This is a genomic window from Enterocloster sp. OA13 (assembly GCF_022440595.1).
Lineage (GTDB): Bacteria > Bacillota > Clostridia > Lachnospirales > Lachnospiraceae > Enterocloster > Enterocloster hominis.
This window is the reverse complement of sequence record NZ_JAKNTF010000001.1, coordinates 379353-398062: the sequence shown is the minus strand read 5'-3', so window position 1 is coordinate 398062 and position 18710 is coordinate 379353. Positions and strand designations below refer to the sequence as shown.

19 protein-coding genes and 1 pseudogene are annotated in these 18710 nt (G+C 46.2%); 18 read left to right on the top strand and 2 right to left on the bottom strand.

What is annotated here, in order from left to right; genetic code table 11:
• Positions 1-329 precede the first annotated feature (329 nt).
• Entirely contained in the window at positions 330-935 is a 606-nt protein-coding gene (locus MCJ35_RS01875; protein WP_006567754.1) for a hypothetical protein, read from the bottom strand.
• Positions 936-968: 33 nt separating this feature from the next.
• Complete coding sequence (locus MCJ35_RS01870) at positions 969-2321, bottom strand: recombinase family protein (protein ID WP_235957561.1); 1353 nt, start codon at positions 2319-2321, stop codon at positions 969-971.
• 357 nt (positions 2322-2678) lie between these two features.
• On the opposite strand from MCJ35_RS01870, the gene MCJ35_RS01865 reads away from it, so the two are divergent.
• The 18 genes and pseudogenes from MCJ35_RS01865 to MCJ35_RS01780 all read left to right on the top strand — a co-directional run bounded on the left by MCJ35_RS01865 (position 2679) and on the right by MCJ35_RS01780 (position 18578).
• Complete coding sequence (locus tag MCJ35_RS01865) at positions 2679-3662, top strand: DUF6017 domain-containing protein (RefSeq protein WP_002569163.1); 984 nt, start codon at positions 2679-2681, stop codon at positions 3660-3662.
• Between the two features lie 23 nt (positions 3663-3685).
• Entirely contained in the window at positions 3686-3907 is a 222-nt protein-coding gene (locus MCJ35_RS01860; protein WP_002569164.1) for a DUF5348 domain-containing protein, read from the top strand.
• A gap of 41 nt (positions 3908-3948) precedes the next feature.
• Positions 3949-4425 carry a PcfB family protein gene (locus MCJ35_RS01855; RefSeq protein WP_002569165.1) on the top strand — a complete coding sequence of 159 codons (477 nt, stop codon included), beginning with the start codon at positions 3949-3951 and terminating at the stop codon, positions 4423-4425.
• Positions 4422-6230, top strand: coding sequence for a VirD4-like conjugal transfer protein, CD1115 family (locus MCJ35_RS01850; RefSeq protein ID WP_002569166.1), 1809 nt, complete (start codon positions 4422-4424; stop codon positions 6228-6230). The genes MCJ35_RS01855 and MCJ35_RS01850 overlap by 4 nt, the downstream gene beginning before the upstream one ends.
• Positions 6217-6387, top strand: a complete 171-nt coding sequence (locus MCJ35_RS01845) for a hypothetical protein (protein ID WP_002569167.1) — start codon at positions 6217-6219, stop codon at positions 6385-6387. The genes MCJ35_RS01850 and MCJ35_RS01845 overlap by 14 nt, the downstream gene beginning before the upstream one ends.
• A gap of 417 nt (positions 6388-6804) precedes the next feature.
• A complete protein-coding gene (locus tag MCJ35_RS01840) occupies positions 6805-6945 on the top strand; it encodes a Maff2 family mobile element protein (protein WP_117534909.1) in 141 nt (46 codons plus the stop codon).
• A gap of 139 nt (positions 6946-7084) precedes the next feature.
• Positions 7085-7459 carry a hypothetical protein gene (locus MCJ35_RS01835; protein ID WP_002591345.1) on the top strand — a complete coding sequence of 125 codons (375 nt, stop codon included), beginning with the start codon at positions 7085-7087 and terminating at the stop codon, positions 7457-7459.
• A gap of 686 nt (positions 7460-8145) precedes the next feature.
• On the top strand, positions 8146-10308 hold the full coding sequence (locus tag MCJ35_RS01830) for a HelD family protein (RefSeq protein ID WP_002591344.1): 2163 nt from the start codon (positions 8146-8148) through the stop codon (positions 10306-10308).
• Positions 10309-10514: 206 nt separating this feature from the next.
• On the top strand, positions 10515-10934 hold the full coding sequence (locus MCJ35_RS01825; RefSeq protein WP_002591343.1) for a winged helix-turn-helix domain-containing protein: 420 nt from the start codon (positions 10515-10517) through the stop codon (positions 10932-10934).
• Positions 10935-11360: 426 nt separating this feature from the next.
• The gene (locus MCJ35_RS01820) at positions 11361-11756 is read left to right on the top strand and encodes a plasmid mobilization protein (RefSeq protein ID WP_025483259.1); all 396 of its coding nucleotides are present in this window, start codon (positions 11361-11363) and stop codon (positions 11754-11756) included.
• Positions 11728-13374, top strand: a complete 1647-nt coding sequence (locus MCJ35_RS01815) for a relaxase/mobilization nuclease domain-containing protein (protein WP_025483260.1) — start codon at positions 11728-11730, stop codon at positions 13372-13374. Before MCJ35_RS01820 ends, MCJ35_RS01815 begins: the two co-directional genes overlap by 29 nt.
• A complete protein-coding gene (locus tag MCJ35_RS01810; RefSeq protein WP_025483261.1) occupies positions 13364-13750 on the top strand; it encodes a cysteine-rich VLP domain-containing protein in 387 nt (128 codons plus the stop codon). Before MCJ35_RS01815 ends, MCJ35_RS01810 begins: the two co-directional genes overlap by 11 nt.
• Before the next feature lie 113 nt (positions 13751-13863).
• A complete protein-coding gene (locus MCJ35_RS01805) occupies positions 13864-14640 on the top strand; it encodes a phage replisome organizer N-terminal domain-containing protein (protein ID WP_025483262.1) in 777 nt (258 codons plus the stop codon).
• Positions 14641-14706: 66 nt separating this feature from the next.
• Positions 14707-15564 carry an ATP-binding protein gene (locus MCJ35_RS01800; protein WP_025483263.1) on the top strand — a complete coding sequence of 286 codons (858 nt, stop codon included), beginning with the start codon at positions 14707-14709 and terminating at the stop codon, positions 15562-15564.
• Positions 15561-15758, top strand: coding sequence for a transposon-encoded TnpW family protein (locus MCJ35_RS01795; protein WP_025483264.1), 198 nt, complete (start codon positions 15561-15563; stop codon positions 15756-15758). The genes MCJ35_RS01800 and MCJ35_RS01795 overlap by 4 nt, the downstream gene beginning before the upstream one ends.
• A gap of 133 nt (positions 15759-15891) precedes the next feature.
• Positions 15892-17514 carry a recombinase family protein gene (locus MCJ35_RS01790; protein ID WP_025483265.1) on the top strand — a complete coding sequence of 541 codons (1623 nt, stop codon included), beginning with the start codon at positions 15892-15894 and terminating at the stop codon, positions 17512-17514.
• A 79-nt stretch (positions 17515-17593) separates the two neighbouring features.
• A pseudogene (locus tag MCJ35_RS31775) lies at positions 17594-17689 on the top strand (Maff2 family mobile element protein); the annotation flags it as partial.
• 19 nt (positions 17690-17708) lie between these two features.
• A complete protein-coding gene (locus tag MCJ35_RS01780; RefSeq protein ID WP_002595174.1) occupies positions 17709-18578 on the top strand; it encodes a VirB6/TrbL-like conjugal transfer protein, CD1112 family in 870 nt (289 codons plus the stop codon).
• The last annotated feature ends 132 nt before the right edge of the window (positions 18579-18710 follow it).

The following is an 18710-nucleotide window of genomic DNA, read 5'->3' as shown; positions in this document are numbered from 1 at the left end:
TCAAAGTATTTGCAGTTGCCAGTTTTTCCTCCCTTAACATAAGTTCTTTCCATACATCTACAAAGCCTTCCAAATTGTTTTTCGACAGCTTTTTCACCATCTGATTGATATAGTCCAGATATTCTACATGCATACAGCTTTTATTAATGCGGATCAATGTGAATGGATATCCCCAGGCCAGTAATTCATGTAGCTTTTTATAGCATTCCTGTACTACTTCTAAGTCACAGTTTTCATCAACATAGTTCAGAAAGAAAAAAACCGATAACCATGAGAAATATGCTCATAAGTTATCGGTTCTATGTTTTCAGGTGTTTATTCAGTAATATTTAGTCCACAAATACAGTTTCATTCACCCGTTTATTCAATGCATCAAATTGCTCCTTTGATATTATTGGCTCATAATTGCCTATATATCTCAACTCTTCTGAATATGATTTTGTTCTCGCCGTAACAACCCCTGCATAGTATACGGAGGCAGGCATTTTTCTCAATCTCTTTGCCCATATGCCTGCACTTCTCATTAGATTCCCCTGATTACTCCAATGTGATTCCACTTCTGTAAATGACAGCTCCATCACATTCTGTAAAGCAAGCAATGATATATCTTCTCCCGCCTGAAAGTATTGTTCCCGAAGTTCTATTTCTTTTCCCACCTGCCGGCAAATCCAACTATAGGGAATACTGTTTGCCGCCTCCTCGTAATTCAAGACAAGATGCTGTGTATCTTTTTTATAATCTATGAACTCCAATACCATGTATTCCGGCGGATTGTTCAGATAATCCATAACAAACTTTAAAGCAGACCTCACGCGAAAAGCTTCCATTTCCTCTACAACTAACTGCCTGTCCTTAATACGATAACCATAGGGTGCCTTTACGAACTCGGCCCTCTTTTTCATACGACTTTTCATACAATCCTTAATATTCTTCATATAGATTGTCCACTCCTTTTAATTTGAAAGTAATTAACTTGCTTTTCTCATACACAGCATATTAATTTCGTCCTGAAATTTAAAAACAACTTCAATATTATGATTCTTGTCTACCAACACTTTTTCAATAAAGGCATCAGCCAACTCCGGAGACAACGCCTCCTCATTTCTAAACTCATCGACCAATCGGGCAAAATCTGAATAGAATATGATATTTGCCTCATCATATTTTCGGATTCCTTCTTCCACCTTTTGAATTCCTGCCTCCAATGGAACAAGCTGTTCTGACAATTTCTGTTTTTTTATCAGATATTCTTCTCTGCTTACATGCCCTGCTCTGTAATCTTCATACAAGTTCATTTTCTTCTGCTTTATTTCTTCTGCCCTCTCCTGAAATCTTTCCATGATTGCATGGTAATCTGCCATATTATGATTCAAAGCCTTTAAGATTTTCTTTTTGCTGTCAGTAAATAATCTTAAATTGAATTGTATAACCGAAAACACTGCTTTTTCTAATACCGCTGTTTCAATAGGCGGAAAAGTACAATCCGACAATGGATTTTCACGCTTAGCCAAACAATAGTAAAAGTCATTATCTTCATGATATCTGCGCCTGCTTAATGCTGAACCGCAATGTACACAATACACATTTTTATATAATGCTGATACTCTGCGCCTCGGTCCACTTTTGCAACCACTTTTAGCAGCCCTCTCATCCAGCCACTCATTCACCCTGTTAAACTGCTCTTCTCTGATAATTTTCGGCTGTCTGTTTGGAACAAGAATTTGGTCCGCCTTATTCACTGCCCGTGTTCCTTTTGTCCCCAATACACAAGCCTCTTCCTTATGACGTACTGAATATCCCAAATAAGCTTTATTCCTTGCAATCTTTTTCAGTGTTGTTTTATTCCAGATAGAACTGGTCTTACATAATTTGGCATTGTATTTTTTAGCCAAATAAACGCTCGGCGGATCAATTCCTTTTTCAGCCAGGAACTTAATTATAAACTTATAACTTTTTTTCTGGTCTAATAGATCCATAATTATTTGTAGTACATATGCCGCCTCCCAATCCACCTCATATTCACGGTCAGCTGTATACCGATATCCATAAAGAGGTACTGGGCCGTTATGCTTTCCTTGAAGAGCCTCCTCCATCTTAATTCTCTTCTGAGTGGTAGACGCCTGAATTGGAACTAACCCATTAATCAAATTCTTGAATTTGGCTTCAAAATCTATACCATATTGATAATCTTTGCTGTCATAATCATCATTAATCGCAATATAGCGTACTTCCAAAAAAGGAAATATCTTTTCTAAATAATTGACGGTATCTATGGTGTCCCTGCCAAGTCTGGAGAAATCCTTCGTTGCTATTACTATCATATTTCCATATAAAGAACGGACTCTGCTCATCATATTCTGAAAATTAGGTCGGTTAAAAGCTGACGTTAGATAACGATACTTTTGAAAACACTGGAAAATCAAGGTTTTTCGAGCGACGGACAAGCAGGGTATTGTACTAAAAACTGAATACGACGCAGAAGCGGCGTTTCTTACTCTCTACATGGGAGAACAGGAACGCCGCTTTTTTATGCCCTTTGTTACGCAGTAGGGGCAGAAAAAGCCTTGCTACAAGCGATTTTGCGGGCGCGTATCTGGCGCGGCAAGGGATTTATACCTTATCCCCCGAAACCGCGCTTCTACTGCGTAACAAATCCACAGCAAAAGGAGTGATTTACTATGGCAGTTTTCAGAGTGGAACGGAACAAGGGCTACACCGTAATGAGCAACCACCACCTACGCAACAAGGAGCTTTCCTTAAAGGCAAAAGGGCTGTTGTCGCAAATGCTGTCACTCCCCGAAGATTGGGACTACACCTTGAAAGGCTTATCCCTTATCAACCGGGAGAAGATAGACGCTATCCGCGAAGCCATTAAGGAGCTTGAACGCGCCGGGTATATCGTTCGGTCAAGGGAGCGCGACGAGAAAGGACGCTTGCGGGGCGCGGACTATGTGATATTCGAGCAGCCGCAGCCGCCTACGCCGGATTTACCTACATTGGAAAATCCAACATTGGATAATCCAACGCAGGAAAAACCAACATTGGAAAAACCTACGTTGGAAAATCCAACGCAATTAAATAAAGATATACAAAGAACTGACTTACCAAAAAAAGAAAAATCAAATACAGATTTATCAAGTACCCATTCCATTCCTATCCTTTCCCCTAACCCCTCTCCTTGCAGAGAAGCGGCTACGCCGCCGGAACGGAAAGGAACGGAAGCGGCAGCACAGAGCGCAGTTGATATATACCGGGAAATCATCAAGGACAATATCGACTACCACATTCTCAAACAGGACATGAAGTTTGACGGGGACAGGCTGGACGAGATTGTAGACCTCATGCTTGAAACCGTATGCACCGCCAGAAAGCGGGTACGGATTGCGGGGGACGACTACCCGGCAGAGCTTGTGAAATCTAAGTTTATGAAACTGGACGGCGAGCATATCCGCTTTGTGCTTGACTGTATGCGGGAGAACACAACGAAAATCCGCAACATCAAGCAATATCTGAAAGCAGCCCTTTTCAACGCCCCGTCCACTATCGGCAATTATTACACTTCCCTTGTCGCCCATGACATGGCAAGCGGCGCACTGTCACCGAAGAAGCCGCAGTACGGCGACCCGGACTATTATTCATTCAAACCGGGCGAAAGCCTGTAAAACAACAAAAGGAGGATTTTATTATGGCACAGAAAATGACAGGAGCATTGGTATTTGACGAGCGCACCGACCGTTACGACATTCGCTTTGACTTAAACAGCTACTACGGGGGCTTGCATTGCGGTGAGTGCTTTGACGTATTCGTGCGGGGCAAGTGGAAGCCGACCCGGATTGAGTACGGCGACAACTGGTATCTTGTGGGTATCAGAGCCGAGGACTTGAACGGGCTGCGGGTGCGTATCTGACCGCCGCCCCATAAAGAAACGCGAAAGGAGGACGCGAGGAATTGCAGGACGAAGTAAACGAAAAGACCATAGCCCTTTACATCAAGACCGGGAAGCTGACCGCCCAGACGCTCCAAAAGGCAATGAAAGCCATACTGTCAAAGGGCAAAAAGCAGCTTGCAAAACCGCCACAGGGAAAGCAGAGCTTAAAGCAGCTTATGAAGCAGAACGCGGGCGTTTCCAACATTGAGATTACCGAGGGCAATATCAAAGCCTTTGAGAGTACGGCGAAAAAGTACGGTATCGACTTTGCGCTGAAAAAGGACGCAACGGAAAGCCCGCCCCGCTATCTGGTTTTTTTCAAGGGGCGGGACGCGGACGTGCTGACCGCAGCCTTTAAGGAGTTTTCCGCAAAGAAGCTGACACAGGAGAAAAAGCCCTCTATCCGAAAGCTGCTCTCTACGCTCAAAGAAGCCGCACAGGGCAAGAACGCGGAACGGGCAAAGGTCAAGAACAAGGACAGGGAGGTATCGCTATGAAGCCGGAAATCAAGAAGCTGCTTATCCTAAATCTCCCGTATCTGCTCTTTGTCTGGCTCTTTGATAAAGTGGGCGCGGCTGTCCGTCTATCCCCCGGCGCGGACGCAAGCGCAAAGCTGCTACATCTTGGGGACGGTTTTACCACCGCCTTTTCCAGTATCGCGCCGAGCTTCCACCCGGCAGACTTACTTATCGGCATTGCGGGGGCGGTCATTGTCCGGCTGATTATCTACACCAAAGGCAAGAACGCGAAGAAATACCGCCGCGGGACAGAATACGGTTCGGCGCGTTGGGGCGGGGCTGACGACATAAAGCCGTACACAGACCCGGTATTTGAGAACAATATCCCCTTAACGCAGACGGAACGGCTCACCATGAACAGCCGCCCGAAGCAGCCGAAATACGCAAGAAACAAAAATATTCTTGTAATCGGCGGTTCCGGCAGCGGCAAGACCCGGTTCTTTGTGAAACCGTCGCTCATGCAATGTACGTCAAAGGATTTTCCAACGTCGTATATCGTCACTGACCCGAAAGGAACACTGATTTTGGAAACCGGGAAAATGTTGCAGCGGTACAAATACCGTATCAAAGTGCTAAATACGATTAACTTCAAAAAATCCATGAAATACAATCCCTTTGCCTATCTGCGGAGCGAAAAGGACATTTTGAAATTAGTCAATACCATTATCGCCAACACCAAAGGCGACGGGGAAAAATCCGGCGAGGATTTCTGGGTGAAAGCGGAAAAGCTCTACTACACCGCACTAATCGGCTATATCTGGTATGAAGCCCCAGAGGACGAGAAGAACTTCACGACGCTGCTTGAAATGATAAATGCGTCGGAAGCCCGCGAGGACGACGAGGATTTCCAGAACCCGGTTGACCTCATGTTTGAACGTCTGGAAGAAAAAGACCCGGAACATTTTGCAGTCAAGCAGTACAAAAAATACAAACTGGCGGCGGGCAAGACCGCAAAAAGCATACTTATCTCATGCGGCGCGAGGTTAGCCCCATTCGACATTAAGGAGCTGCGGGAGCTTATGGAAACCGACGAAATGGAGCTTGACACCATAGGTGACAGAAAGACCGCCCTTTTCGTGATTATCAGCGACACCGACGACACCTTTAACTTTGTCGTGAGTATTCTCTACACACAGCTATTCAACCTCTTGTGCGACAAAGCAGATGATGAATACGGCGGGCGGCTTCCCGTCCATGTACGGTGCTTACTTGATGAATTTGCGAATATCGGGCAAATCCCCAAATTTGAGAAACTAATCGCAACCATACGGAGCCGGGAAATCTCCGCGTCAATCATCTTGCAGAGCCAGTCACAGCTAAAGGCAATCTACAAGGACAACGCCGATACCATAGTCGGCAACTGCGACACCACGCTTTTCTTGGGCGGCAAGGAAAAAACCACGCTCAAAGAAATATCGGAGATTTTAGGCAAGGAAACGATAGACAGCTTCAACACTTCCGAAACAAGGGGGCGGGAGCTTTCGCATGGGCTGAACTATCAGAAATTGGGAAAGCAGCTTATGACGGAAGATGAAATCGCAGTCATGGACGGAGGGAAATGTATCTTGCAGCTACGCGGGGTGCGCCCGTTCTTTTCGGACAAATTCGACATAACGAAACACCCGAAATACAAGTACCTATCCGACGCAGACCCGAAGAACGCCTTTGACATGGAAAAGCACCTTAAACGCCGCCCCGCCATTGTCAAGCCCGACGAGGTTTTTGACTATTACGAGATTGACGCAGCAGACTTACAGGAGGACGCAGACCATGAGGAAACGTAGCGCAGAGGAAAAACAAAAGCAGCTTGAACGGTTTTTAATGAATGTTGCGGAAGCCGCCGACGCTGCATTATGGGAGTATTGGCGGGAAAAGGAAGCGGAACACCGCCGTTTTGCAACGGAGTATGTCACGCGCCGGGGGCTTATCCCTCAACAGTGACAGCATGGCAGACCGCCGGGGAGGGGGGGACAGGGGAAGCTACACTTCCCCTACGCTGCCTTGCGGCAGCTACCCCTTTGTGAACTTGCGGGAAGCGAACACCTTGCTATGCAAGCTATTCACTTCCCGCAAGTCTGAATAATACCCGTCCGGCAGCACAGCGGGACACCGAAAGGAGGAATCGAAGCAATCACATATATCAATATCGGCTACATGATACGCGCCCCTACTTTCCGGCGCAGCACACAGCGGCAGGAGCCGCACCCCCCTACAACTGAATACCGCCGCGCCGCAGAACTTACGCAGCGCGGGGACAGCCGCCTTTACCAGAGGGCGGTTTTTTTATGCGGCGGCATACGCTGACCGCCTTTTGTCCGCTTGCCGGACAGCCGCAGACGCGGCAGAAAGGATTTATTTATGGCATTTTTCAATAGCGCAGTAGACGTTTTGCAGACCCTTGTTGTAGCACTTGGAGCCGGGCTTGGTATCTGGGGCGTTATCAATCTCATGGAGGGCTACGGCAACGACAATCCGGGCGCGAATGCTCATGTGCCATAAAGTAACACACTGATAAATGCAGACAGCCAACCTCTATTCCGTATAAAATGGCATATATGGCATTTCAAATATGTGGTTCAGAAGTAGAAGAAAACTGAAAACAGTATTCCACAATTTGAAAGGATAGAGGTAATTGAGCATGGAAAAAACAGTATATATCACAGAGGAAGAACGGGAAAAGTGTCGCAAAGTGATTGATGTGTTTGAGGAACTGTACGAAATAGAGGACGAAGATATTTTGTTGGTTGATGTTGGTAGGTATGGCTTTGTTAAACTGCAATGCTATACAGCGTCACATGGCTTTGAGGAGCTTGACACCTATACAGACAGTAACAGCTTATTTGAGGGGCTTTGGGAGGAATGGCTTAGTCTAAATGTATTTTTGCTTGCGAGAGAAATGCAGTTAGCTGATGTTCTTTATGATGATTTATTCAACAATCTTCCAAAGGAAAAACAGTCAGAGCTTACCGGGAGAAAAGACTACTTTGCAAAAAAGGCGGGTATCACTCTGTAAAATGAATTTTGCAGAAAGGAAACGCTCTATGTAGTGGATAAAAAAAGATTAGAATGGCTCTGTATATAATAACATACAGGGCTTTTCTTTTCCGAACCAACGACCAAAAGACAAACATTGTGGAAATGTGCATAACAGGCTATGGAATCATGGATAACTCTATTCACAGCACATGGAAAAGCTAAAGTGCAGCTTTCCCACGTCCTGCAAACAGAGTTACCCACAATTCCATGATACAGTCAGTTATACACATTACGCACAATGCCGACTACTACGGAATCCAACTCATTTTTTCACAGAACAAGATTTGCTTTTACAGAAAGAGATTATAGGTTGGAATGGAGATACGGGAGCCTGCATAGAGCACAGTGGAAAAGTTGAAGAAACTGATTGAGGAAGAATTTGTCGGGCTTGTGTTTCTGTCTGCTGAAGATATGGAGTAATAGCAAATTGGGACATAGTGGTATAACTGCTTTGTCCCAATTTTTTTATTGTTTTAATTACACGTCCGTATTAGAATTGATATGCTTGCAGAAATCAAATATCTAACATACTTCTTCCCACTGTAATAATACCATACAAATTTTATAAATACAAGACTGTTTATATAAGCTGACACATGCTAAACTAGCCTAGCAATGTTTCAGTAAAATTTTCTTTCATTTTTCAAGGAGGTCATAATCATTATGGGGAATAATCAGACAGAAAAAGCGTTTGAAGAAAAAAGATTAGCACAAACAATCTCTTTAGCCGAGGAACAATTAAAGCAGGCAAAAGAAGCGGCAGACAAAAAGAAATCAGAAATTATCGAAGCCAAAAAAGATGTGCGTGAAAATACAGAACACGGTATTACATCACTGTATACATCGGACGGTTTCGAGGCACTTGTTGAATTAAGCCAATATATCAATCCTGTAACAGACAAAATTATAGATTACGAAGAAGAAGAACATAAAATACTTCTGTTAGAAAAGATGATTAAATCGCCCTATTTTGCCCGAATTGATTTTAAATTTGATGATGAGGACGAATTTGAAAAAATATACATTGGACGTTCTTCTCTACGAAAAAACAGCTATCAAGAGATGTATGTTTATGATTGGAGATCGCCGATTGCCAGTATTTTCTATCGTTTTATGACCGGCGAAGCGTTTTATGACGCTCCATGTGGACGAGTAACAGGCGAACTCAATTTGAAACGCCAATATGAAATAAAAAACGGAAAACTGGAATATTTCTTTGATTCAGATGTTCAGATTGTTGATGAATTTTTAAGGCAATTACTGTCACAAAACACTACTGCTAAAATGAAAGCGATTGTTGAAACAATTCAGCATGAACAGGACGTGGTTATTAGAGATATGGAAAATGACCTGCTAATGGTACAGGGTGTAGCGGGAAGTGGAAAAACCTCTATTGCTCTCCACCGGGCTGCTTATCTTATGTATCAAGGTTTACAAACAAAGCTGTCCGCAAATAACATTATGATTATTTCCCCAAATTCTATATTCGAGCAATATATTTCAAATGTATTGCCCGAATTGGGAGAAGATAATGTTATTTCTTCCGTGTTTGAAGATATACTTAGTGCGTTATTAATTGGCAGGAAAATTCAGTCAAGAAATGATTTTTTAGAAAACCTGATTGTCAATTCAAAATACAAGGAAATTTCAAGAAATAGTATAGAATTTAAAACGTCAAGTTTTTTTAGGGAAATTTTAGACCAATTTCTCATTGATATACCCCGCCAGTGGATAGAATTTGAAGATGTTTATTATGAGGGAAAATGCGTTGTAAGCAGGCAAATTCTAAAAGATAAAATATTAGGAAGAACAGAAACACCATTAGGCATAAAATTAGAACAATTAGAAGATTATATTTTAGAACAAATATTTGGAACAGGAAAAGGGCGGGGGCATAAAGAAGAAAAAAATCTAATCAAGCAGGAAATACAGAAATTTATAAAAATTGACATTGTTGAATTATATAAAATATTATTTAGCAATGAAGCCTATTTTTATAGCCTGCTGCAAAATAGCAATCTGTCACAAGGCATAAAAAGTATATGGGAATATACTAGGGAAAATTTGGAAGCAGACAGATTGTATTATGATGACGCAATAGCAATCGCTTATTTGTATTTAAAAATATACGGAACAAATAAATATAAAAATATTAAGCAGGTAGTCATTGATGAAGCACAGGACTACTACCCTCTCCAATATGAAATATTTAATTTGCTATTTTCTAATGCCAAATTTACTATTTTAGGAGATATGAAACAGACTCTTGCCAAAAAAGAAGATATTTCTTTCTACGAACAAATTCAAAAAATATTGAACAAGAAAAAATCTTCTCTTATTATGTTGGATAAAAGTTTCCGTTGTACGAATGAAATTTTAAATTTTAGTTTAAAGTTCATTGAAAAAAGTTCACAGATAAAAAGTTTTAATCGGAATGGCGATAGCCCAAAAGTATATATTGCTGATAATTCCGAAATCTTCATTGATGAAATTGTTAAGGAAATAAATCTATGCCAGGAGAAAGGGTTTCAGTCGATATGCTTAATTTGTAAAACCGAAAAAAATTCAATCTATCTATTTAATAAAATTAAACACAAACTTGATATTCAGTTAATCAAAAATGGGAGCGTATCAGATTTACAAGGCGTGTTTATCTTACCAGTATATATGTCAAAGGGATTAGAATTTGATGCTGTCTTAATTTGTGATGCAGACAGCCAAAACTACCATGATGAAGATGATAAAAACCTCTTATATGTTGCCTGCACAAGAGCACTTCACAAACTTAGCTTATTTTGTGAAAATGAGGTTAGCCCGCTGATATAGATAAATTTACAATATATTGAATTGCCAAAATGCCAAACGCAGCGTAGGCGCAAATGAACAAAATGATAATAATTAGACAGACCACCTATTCTCTTAATGACATTAAATTGACATTACGCTCTCTATGATATATATTTGTTGCTTACTGTCAAAAAACACGACAGAAAAATATAGTTTAAATTCAACGGATAAAAGGGGTAATGAACATGGGAAAATTACTACTACTGACACTTAACGAACAAGAGGAAACAGCGATTGACAAAATCATATCGGCAATATCTAATTATATGCGACTTGAACCCATGCAGCTTACACCCGTTTCCGTGTTATCTTTTCCGGGATTGGAAATAAGGCAGAGCCAACGCCGGGTATTTCAAGACGGGGAGGAAGTCAATCTAACACGTCTTGAATATAATGCCCTTGTATTCCTTGCTTCCAATCCCGGCATTGTCCTCACAAGGACACAGATATTTGAAGCCGTTTGGAACATGGAAAGCGATACTTGCCATTCAAGTGTTGCCAACGTGATTTACAACCTGCGGAAAAAGATAGAGCCGGACAGCCGCAAGCCCACCTACATAAAGACCGTTTTAGGCATAGGCTACAAGTTTGCTTCCGGGGAATAACAACAGAACAACCGCCGCCCACCACAGCGACATACCATGACAGGAAATCAAGAAAAGGTTTCCTGTTTTTTTGCGCCAAAAAACGTGCTAATTTTCCAGCTTTGTCGAAAAGTTTTCTCAAAAAGTTTCCCAAAACTTTGCCATATCTTCATTTCTCTGCGTAGTAAGGAGTAGAAGGGGAAGTTTACGCCGTTTTCTTAGAGCAAGATTCTACCACAGTACCAAATTTCGCCTATCGGCTCATTTTGTCCTGCGGGAATCTTGTTGGGGTTGCCACCCCAAGCCCGCCTTTTGCGGCTTGCGCCGCTTTGAAAAATCCCCGGAAAATTTTTTCGGATTTTTCAAAAAACACTTCCGCTTATGCCCCTGTTTTTCTCCTATTAGTGAAAGGGCAAAGCATTACAAAAAGAAAGGAGGTCTACGACCATGAAAAGATATAACACACCCCACCGCCACCGGGTAATCAAGACACGCTTGACCGAGGAAGAATACGCCGAGTTTTCCGAGCGTGTCACGCTCTGCCAAATGAGCCAGTCCGAATATATCCGGCAGGCACTGATTAAGTCACGCATACGCCCGGTCATTACCGTTTCCCCGGTCAATGATGAACTGCTTTCTGCTGTTGGGAAGCTCACAGCCGAGTACGGGAAAATCGGCGGCAACTTGAATCAGATTGCCCGCTGTCTGAACGAGTACGGCGCACCCTATAACACACTCTCCAATGAGGTACGCGCCGCCATAGCGGAGCTTGCCGCCTTGAAGTTTGAAGTCTTGCAGAAAGTAGGTGAAGCCGTTGGCAACGTTCAAACATATCAGCTCTAAAAATGCCGACTACGGGGCGGCTGAACAGTACCTAACCTTTGAGCATGACGAGTTTACCATGAAGCCCACCCGTGATGAAAACGGGCAGATTGTTCCGAGGACAGGCTATCTCATTTCCTCTCTGAATTGCGGTGATGAAGATTTTGCAATCGCGTGTATGCGCTCCAATCTGAAATACGGCAAGAACCAAAAACGGGAGGACGTAAAGAGCCACCACTATATCATCAGTTTTGACCCCCGTGACGCACAGGACAACGGCTTGACCGTAGACCGGGCGCAGGAATTGGGCGAGCAGTTTTGTAGAGAACATTTCCCCGGACACCAAGCCCTTGTATGCACCCACCCGGACGGGCATAACCACAGCGGCAACATTCATGTGCATATCGTAATCAATTCTTTGCGGATTGCGGAAGTGCCGCTACTGCCCTACATGGAAAGACCAGCGGACACAAGGGAGGGCTGCAAGCACCGCTGCACGGACGCAGCTATGGAATATTTCAAAGCGGAAGTCATGGAGATGTGCCACCGGGAAAACCTCTATCAGATTGACTTATTGAACGGGAGCAAGAACCGCATTACCGAGCGGGAGTATTGGGCGAAACGGAAAGAACAAGCCGCACTGGATAAAGAGAACGCTTCCCATGCCGCCACAGGAGAACCGCCCAAACTTACAAAATTTGAAACCGATAAAGAGAAGTTACGGCGCACGATTCGCACTGCCCTTTCCTCTGCCATTTCCTTTGAGGACTTCTCCGGGAAGCTGCTGCAACAGGGAGTGACCGTCAAGGAGAGCCGGGGGAGGTTATCGTATCTCACGCCGGACAGGACGAAGCCAGTCACCGCCCGGAAGTTGGGTGATGATTTTGACCGCACCGCCGTACTGGAAACACTCACCATAAACGCACAGAACGCCGTCAGAGCCGCCGAAACGCCCGCACCCAAAGAGGAACACCCCCGCAGCATAAGGGAGCGTTTACAACGTAATAAAGCCGTCATAAATGCCCCGAAACAGGACATTTCCCAACGGGAAGCTGTACAGCGCATGGTAGACCGGGAAGCCAAACGAGCCGAGGGCAAAGGCATAGGATATGACCGCTGGGCGGCTGTCCACAACCTAAAGCAAATGGCGGCGACCATGAGCATTTACGAGGAATCCGGCTTTTCTTCCCCGGAGGAACTGGAAGCCGCCCTTGCTACCGCCAGTGCGGAACTGAACAGCGTCCACGCCGGACTGAAAGCCGTGGAAAGCACTTTACGGGAGAAAAAAGACTTGCAGAAACAGCTATTAGCCTACATCAAGACCAAGCCCGCCCGTGACGGGCTGAAAGCACAGAAAACAGAGAAAGCCCGCAAGAACTACCGGGAGCAGCACGAAAGCGATTTTATGATAGCCGAAGCTGCCACCCGGTATTTTAAGGCAAACGGCATTACCAAACTTCCAGCTTCCAAGACCTTACAAGCGGAGATTGAGCAGCTTATGAGGGAGAAAAACACGCTTTACAACGAGTACCGGGAAAAGCGGGAGAAAACAAAGGAATTGCAGACAGTCAAGGGTAACATTGAGCAGATTTTAAGGCGTGAGCCGGAGCGCGGAAAGGGGCGGGATAATGAACGATAAACACCCATACATGGACTATTTACAGTACCGGGCGGCTTGCCGGCTTGTGCATGAGTGCTGTAATTACGATAACGGCAACTGTATCTTACTGGATAACGGCGAGCCTTGCGTATGTGTGCAGAGTATCAGCTATTCGCTTCTCTGCCGCTGGTTCATTGCCGCCGTGCTGCCGCTGGACGGGAAGCTGGAAGCCGCCCTTTTGCACCGGGCAGACAGAAAACGCTGTACCGAGTGCGGCGGGTATTTTCTCTCCAAGTCAAACCGTGGGAAATACTGCCCGGACTGCACCGTAAAAGTGCGCCGCCGGAAAGAATCGGAGCGTCAGCGGAAAAGATACCGCCTTTCTACGCATTTAGGCTATGAAAGAAGCCCGTAAACCAAGGCTTTTTTGACCGCCCTCAACGGGTAGACGGTATTTATATCCTTTACCCATGAAAAAGGCGTCCTAAAGCGTGACAGAAGCCCCAAAACAGACCAAAGGAGGAACGAATGGCAGACAACCGCAAATATTACTACCTAAAGCTGAAAGAGAACTATTTTGACGAGGACGCTATCGTGCTGCTGGAAAGTATGCAGGACGGCGTACTCTACTCAAACATTCTCTTGAAGCTGTACCTAAAATCACTGAAAAACGGGGGAAAGCTCCAGCTTGACGAGAATATCCCCTACACCGCACAGATGATAGCCACAATCACCCGCCAGCAAGTCGGCACAGTGGAAAGAGCCTTGCAGATTTTTATGAAACTGGGGCTTGTAGAACCCTTGCAGAACGGGGCTTTGTACATGAGCAACATAGAGCTTTTAATCGGTCAGTCCTCTACCGAGGGGGAGCGCAAACGCCGCGCAAGGCGGGCTTTGCAGGAACAGGCAGCACTCCCGGAAGCCGTGGCGGACAAATGTCCACCATATGCCGCGGACATTTGTCCACCAGAGAGAGAGTTAGAGTTAGAGATAGAGAAAGAGAAAGAGATAGAGTTAGAGATAAAGAGAGAGGGAGAAATAAAACCCGGACAGACCACCCGCGCCCCTTTTGGCAGATATAAAAACGTATTCCTGTCAGAAAAGGAGCTTGCAGAACTGCAAACGGAGCTTCCCAGCAAATGGGAATATTACATTGACCGCTTATCCGGCTATATCGCTTCCAGCGGGAAGAAATACAAGAACCATGCCGCCACTATCCGGCGCTGGGCGGCTGATGATGAAGCAAAGAAAGCACCAAAGCAGAAGATACCCGATTATTCCTACCGGGAGGGCGAGAGCCTTTGACAACAGAGATAGAACGCCCCGTAAACAGGGCGTGCCAAAAGACCATTAACAGGAGGATTTTATTTTATGAGCGAGTATGACTATGACAATGCCATTTTCCGGCTTGCCACGGCACAGGAAGCCGAGCCGGAGGACTACACCGGGGAGGACGGGCTTTTATACTGCGGGAAATGCCGCCAGCCCAAAGAAGCCTATTTTGCGGAGGGAAAGACGCTTTTCGGACGTGACCGACACCCCAAAGAATGTGACTGCAAACGGGCAGACCGGGAAAAGCGGGAAGCCGCCGACCGGGAACAGAAGCACCGGGAGGAAGTCGGACGGCTGAAAAGAATGGGCTTTACCAACCCGGCTATGCAGGAATGGACGTTTGAAAACGACAACGGCAAATGCCCCCAAATGGATAAAGCGCACTTCTATGTGGCGCATTGGGAGGATATGGAAGCGGAGAATATCGGCTACCTTTTATGGGGGAAAGTCGGCGCGGGAAAAAGCTATTTTGCCGGGTGTATCGCCAATGCCCTTATGGAGCGTGAGATTTCCGTGTGCATGACAAACTTTGCCCTTATCCTCAACGACCTTGCCGCCAGCTACAAGGACAGGAACGAATACATAGACCACCTTTGCCGCTTCCCCCTGCTTATCCTTGACGATTTCGGCATGGAGCGCGGCACGGAATACGGGCTTGAACAGGTTTACAACGTGGTTGACAGCCGATACCGCAGCAATAAGCCGCTGATCGTGACGACAAACCTCACGCTGGAAGAATTGCAGAACCCGGAGGACACGCCCCACGCCCGGATTTATGACCGCCTGCTTGAAATGTGTTCCCCCGTCTGCTTTACCGGGGAGAATTTCAGAAAAGCCACGGCGCAGGAGAAAATGGAACGGCTGAAAACGCTGATGAATGGAAAGGAGAGCCTATGACCGACACCCCAAACAGGAACACCGCCGCTACTGCCCGCCGTCCGGACTGCGTGACCGAGGTACGCCGGGGGAACACCGTGCTTGTCGTTTCCGGCTACTTCAAACAGGACGCTACCGCCACCGCCGCCGACAAAATGATGAAAGTGCTGGAAGCGGAAGCTGCCGCAGGAGGAACAGCCGCCCATGCCATATAGTGCGACAAACCTTAATAAAAAAATGTGATATTTTTCGACATAAAGTAGCAAAAAGGACTGTACAGACAGCCGCCCCATGTGGTATGATAGACCTACGGAATAGTGGGGCTGGCTGTCGGAAACGGAGGAATTTATGTCAAGACAGACTGCCACAACACTTATTACCGCCCTATATCCGAGATTATCCCATGAGGACGAACTGCAAGGCGAGAGCAATTCCATAAGCAACCAAAAGCGGATTCTTGAAGCCTATGCCAAACAGAACGGCTTTACCAACCTCAAATGGTACACGGACGACGGATTTTCCGGGGCAAATTTCCAAAGACCCGGCTTCCAGTCCATGCTTGCCGACATTGAAGCGGGGCTTGTGGGGACGGTCATTGTAAAGGATATGTCAAGATTAGGGCGAAACTACTTACAAGTGGGAATGTACACGGAAATGATTTTCCCACAGAAAAACGTCCGTTTCATTGCAATCAATGACGGCGTTGACAGCGCACAGGGCGACAATGACTTTGCCCCTCTGCGTAACATTTTTAACGAATGGCTGGTGAGGGATACGAGCAAGAAAATCAGAGCGGTCAAGAGGTCAAAAGGCATGAGCGGGAAGCCTGTCACAAGCAAGCCCGTGTACGGCTACCTCATGGACGAGGACGAAAATTTCATTATTGACGAGGAAGCCGCACCCGTGGTAAAGCAGATTTACAGCTTATGCCTTGCCGGGAACGGACCGACCAAGATAGCCCGTATGCTTACGGAGCAGGAAATCCCCACGCCGGGAACGCTGGAATACCGCCGGACAGGGAGAACCCGCCGCTACCACCCCGGCTATGAGTGCAAGTGGGCGGCAAATACCGTGGTGCATATCCTTGAAAACCGGGAATACACGGGCTGCCTTGTGAACTTCAAGACCACCACCCAATCCTACAAAAACAGCAAGATTATCTACAACAGCGAGGACAAGCAGGCAGTATTTGAGAACCACCACGAAATCATCATAGACCGTGACACATGGGAGCGTGTGCAGGAGCTACGCAAGCAGCGCAAACGCCCCAACCGCTATGATGAAGTGGGCTTGTTCTCCGGCATACTCTTTTGTGCCGATTGCGGCAGCGTCATGTACCAGCAGAGGTATCAGACGGACAAACGGCGGCAGGACTGCTATATCTGCGGCAGCTACAAGAAACGTACCGCCGACTGTACGGCGCACTTTATCCGCACCGACCTTTTGACCGAGGGAGTGACCGAGAATTTGCGGAAAGTCACACAGTACGCCGCCAAGCATGAAGCCCGGTTTATGAAGCTCTTGACCGAGCAGAACGAGGACGGGAGCAAACGCCGGAACGCAGCCAAGAAGAAAGAACTGGAAGCGGCAGAAAAAAGGATTGCGGAACTCTCCGCTATCTTCAAGCGGCTGTATGAGGACAGCGTGACCGGGCGCATATCGGACGAGCGTTTCACGGAGCTTTCGGCAGACTACGAAGCCGAGCAAAAGGAACTGAAAGAGCGTGCCGCCGTTCTGCAGGGCGAGCTTTCAAGGACGCTGGAAGCCACGGCAAACGCTGAAAAGTTTATGAAAGTAGTACGCAAGTACACCAGCTTTGAGGAACTTACCCCTACCCTGTTGCGGGAGTTTGTGGAGAAAATCGTAATCCACGAATCGGAAGCACTGGACGGGAAACGCCGGGGGAAGCTCCGCAGACAGGAAATCGAAATCTATTACTCTTTTGTCGGCAAGGTAGAGCTGCCCGACTAAAGCCCGACCCGTCCGGCAGTCAGCCGGACAGGGAACGGCAAAATTTTTTACACTTCTTTTACTTCTTTATCTCACATGAGCAAAGAGCCAGGGCATGAAGCAGCTTATGGCGGGCGGCGGCGTTGCCCTTATCGGCATGACCCTTGTACCGCTGCTTTCCGGCTTGTTCGGTTAAGAAGCGCGGGTAAAGGCTTATGCAGAGCATACTTGACGCGATTAACGAATGGATAAAGGAAATCCTCATAGGAGCCATAAACGGTAATCTGTCAACTATGTTCGGGGACGTAAACGAGAAAGTCGGCACTATCGCCGCAGAGGTAGGGCAGACCCCGCAAGGGTGGAACGCAAATATATTCTCCATGATACAGACCCTTAGTGAGAATGTAATCGTACCCATTGCGGGGCTTGTCATTACCTACGTCCTATGCTATGAGCTTATCAGCATGGTAACGGAAAAGAACAATATGCACGACGTTGACACTTCCATGTTCTTCAAGTGGGTGTTCAAGGCGTTTGTGGCAGTCTACCTTGTGACGCACACCTTTGACATCACTATGGCGGTGTTCGATATGGCGCAGCACGTTGTTTCCGGCGCGGCGGGGGTAATCGGCGGCAGCACAGAGATTGATGTTGCCGCCGCCCTTGCTTCCATGCAGGACGGGCTTGACGCTATGGAAATCCCCGAACTGCTCTTACTTGTCATGGAAACAAGCCTTGTGAGCTTGTGCATGAAAATCATGTCCGTACTGATAACCGTTATCCTCTACGGGCGCATGATAGAGATTTACCTTTACTGTTCGGTATCGCCTATCCCGTTTGCAACAATGACGAACCGGGAATGGGGGCAGATAGGAAACAACTACCTCAAATCCCTGTTCGCTATCGGTTTTCAAGGCTTCCTCATTATGATATGCGTCGGCATTTACGCGGTTCTGGTAAACAACATGATAATAGCGGACAATCTGCACAGCGCGATATTCTCCCTTGCAGCCTATACCGTTATCCTCTGTTTCTCCCTGTTCAAATCCGGCGCACTGGCGAAGTCGATATTCTCCGCGCATTAGCGGCGTGTCAAGGGCAGGGTGGAGATTTTCAGAGCGAAGCGGCGAAAATACGACCCGACCTTGACGCGGATAACCCCCATATAATACGGGCGGGCAAAGGGCATAGATTGACCTTTGCCTTGATTACCCTTA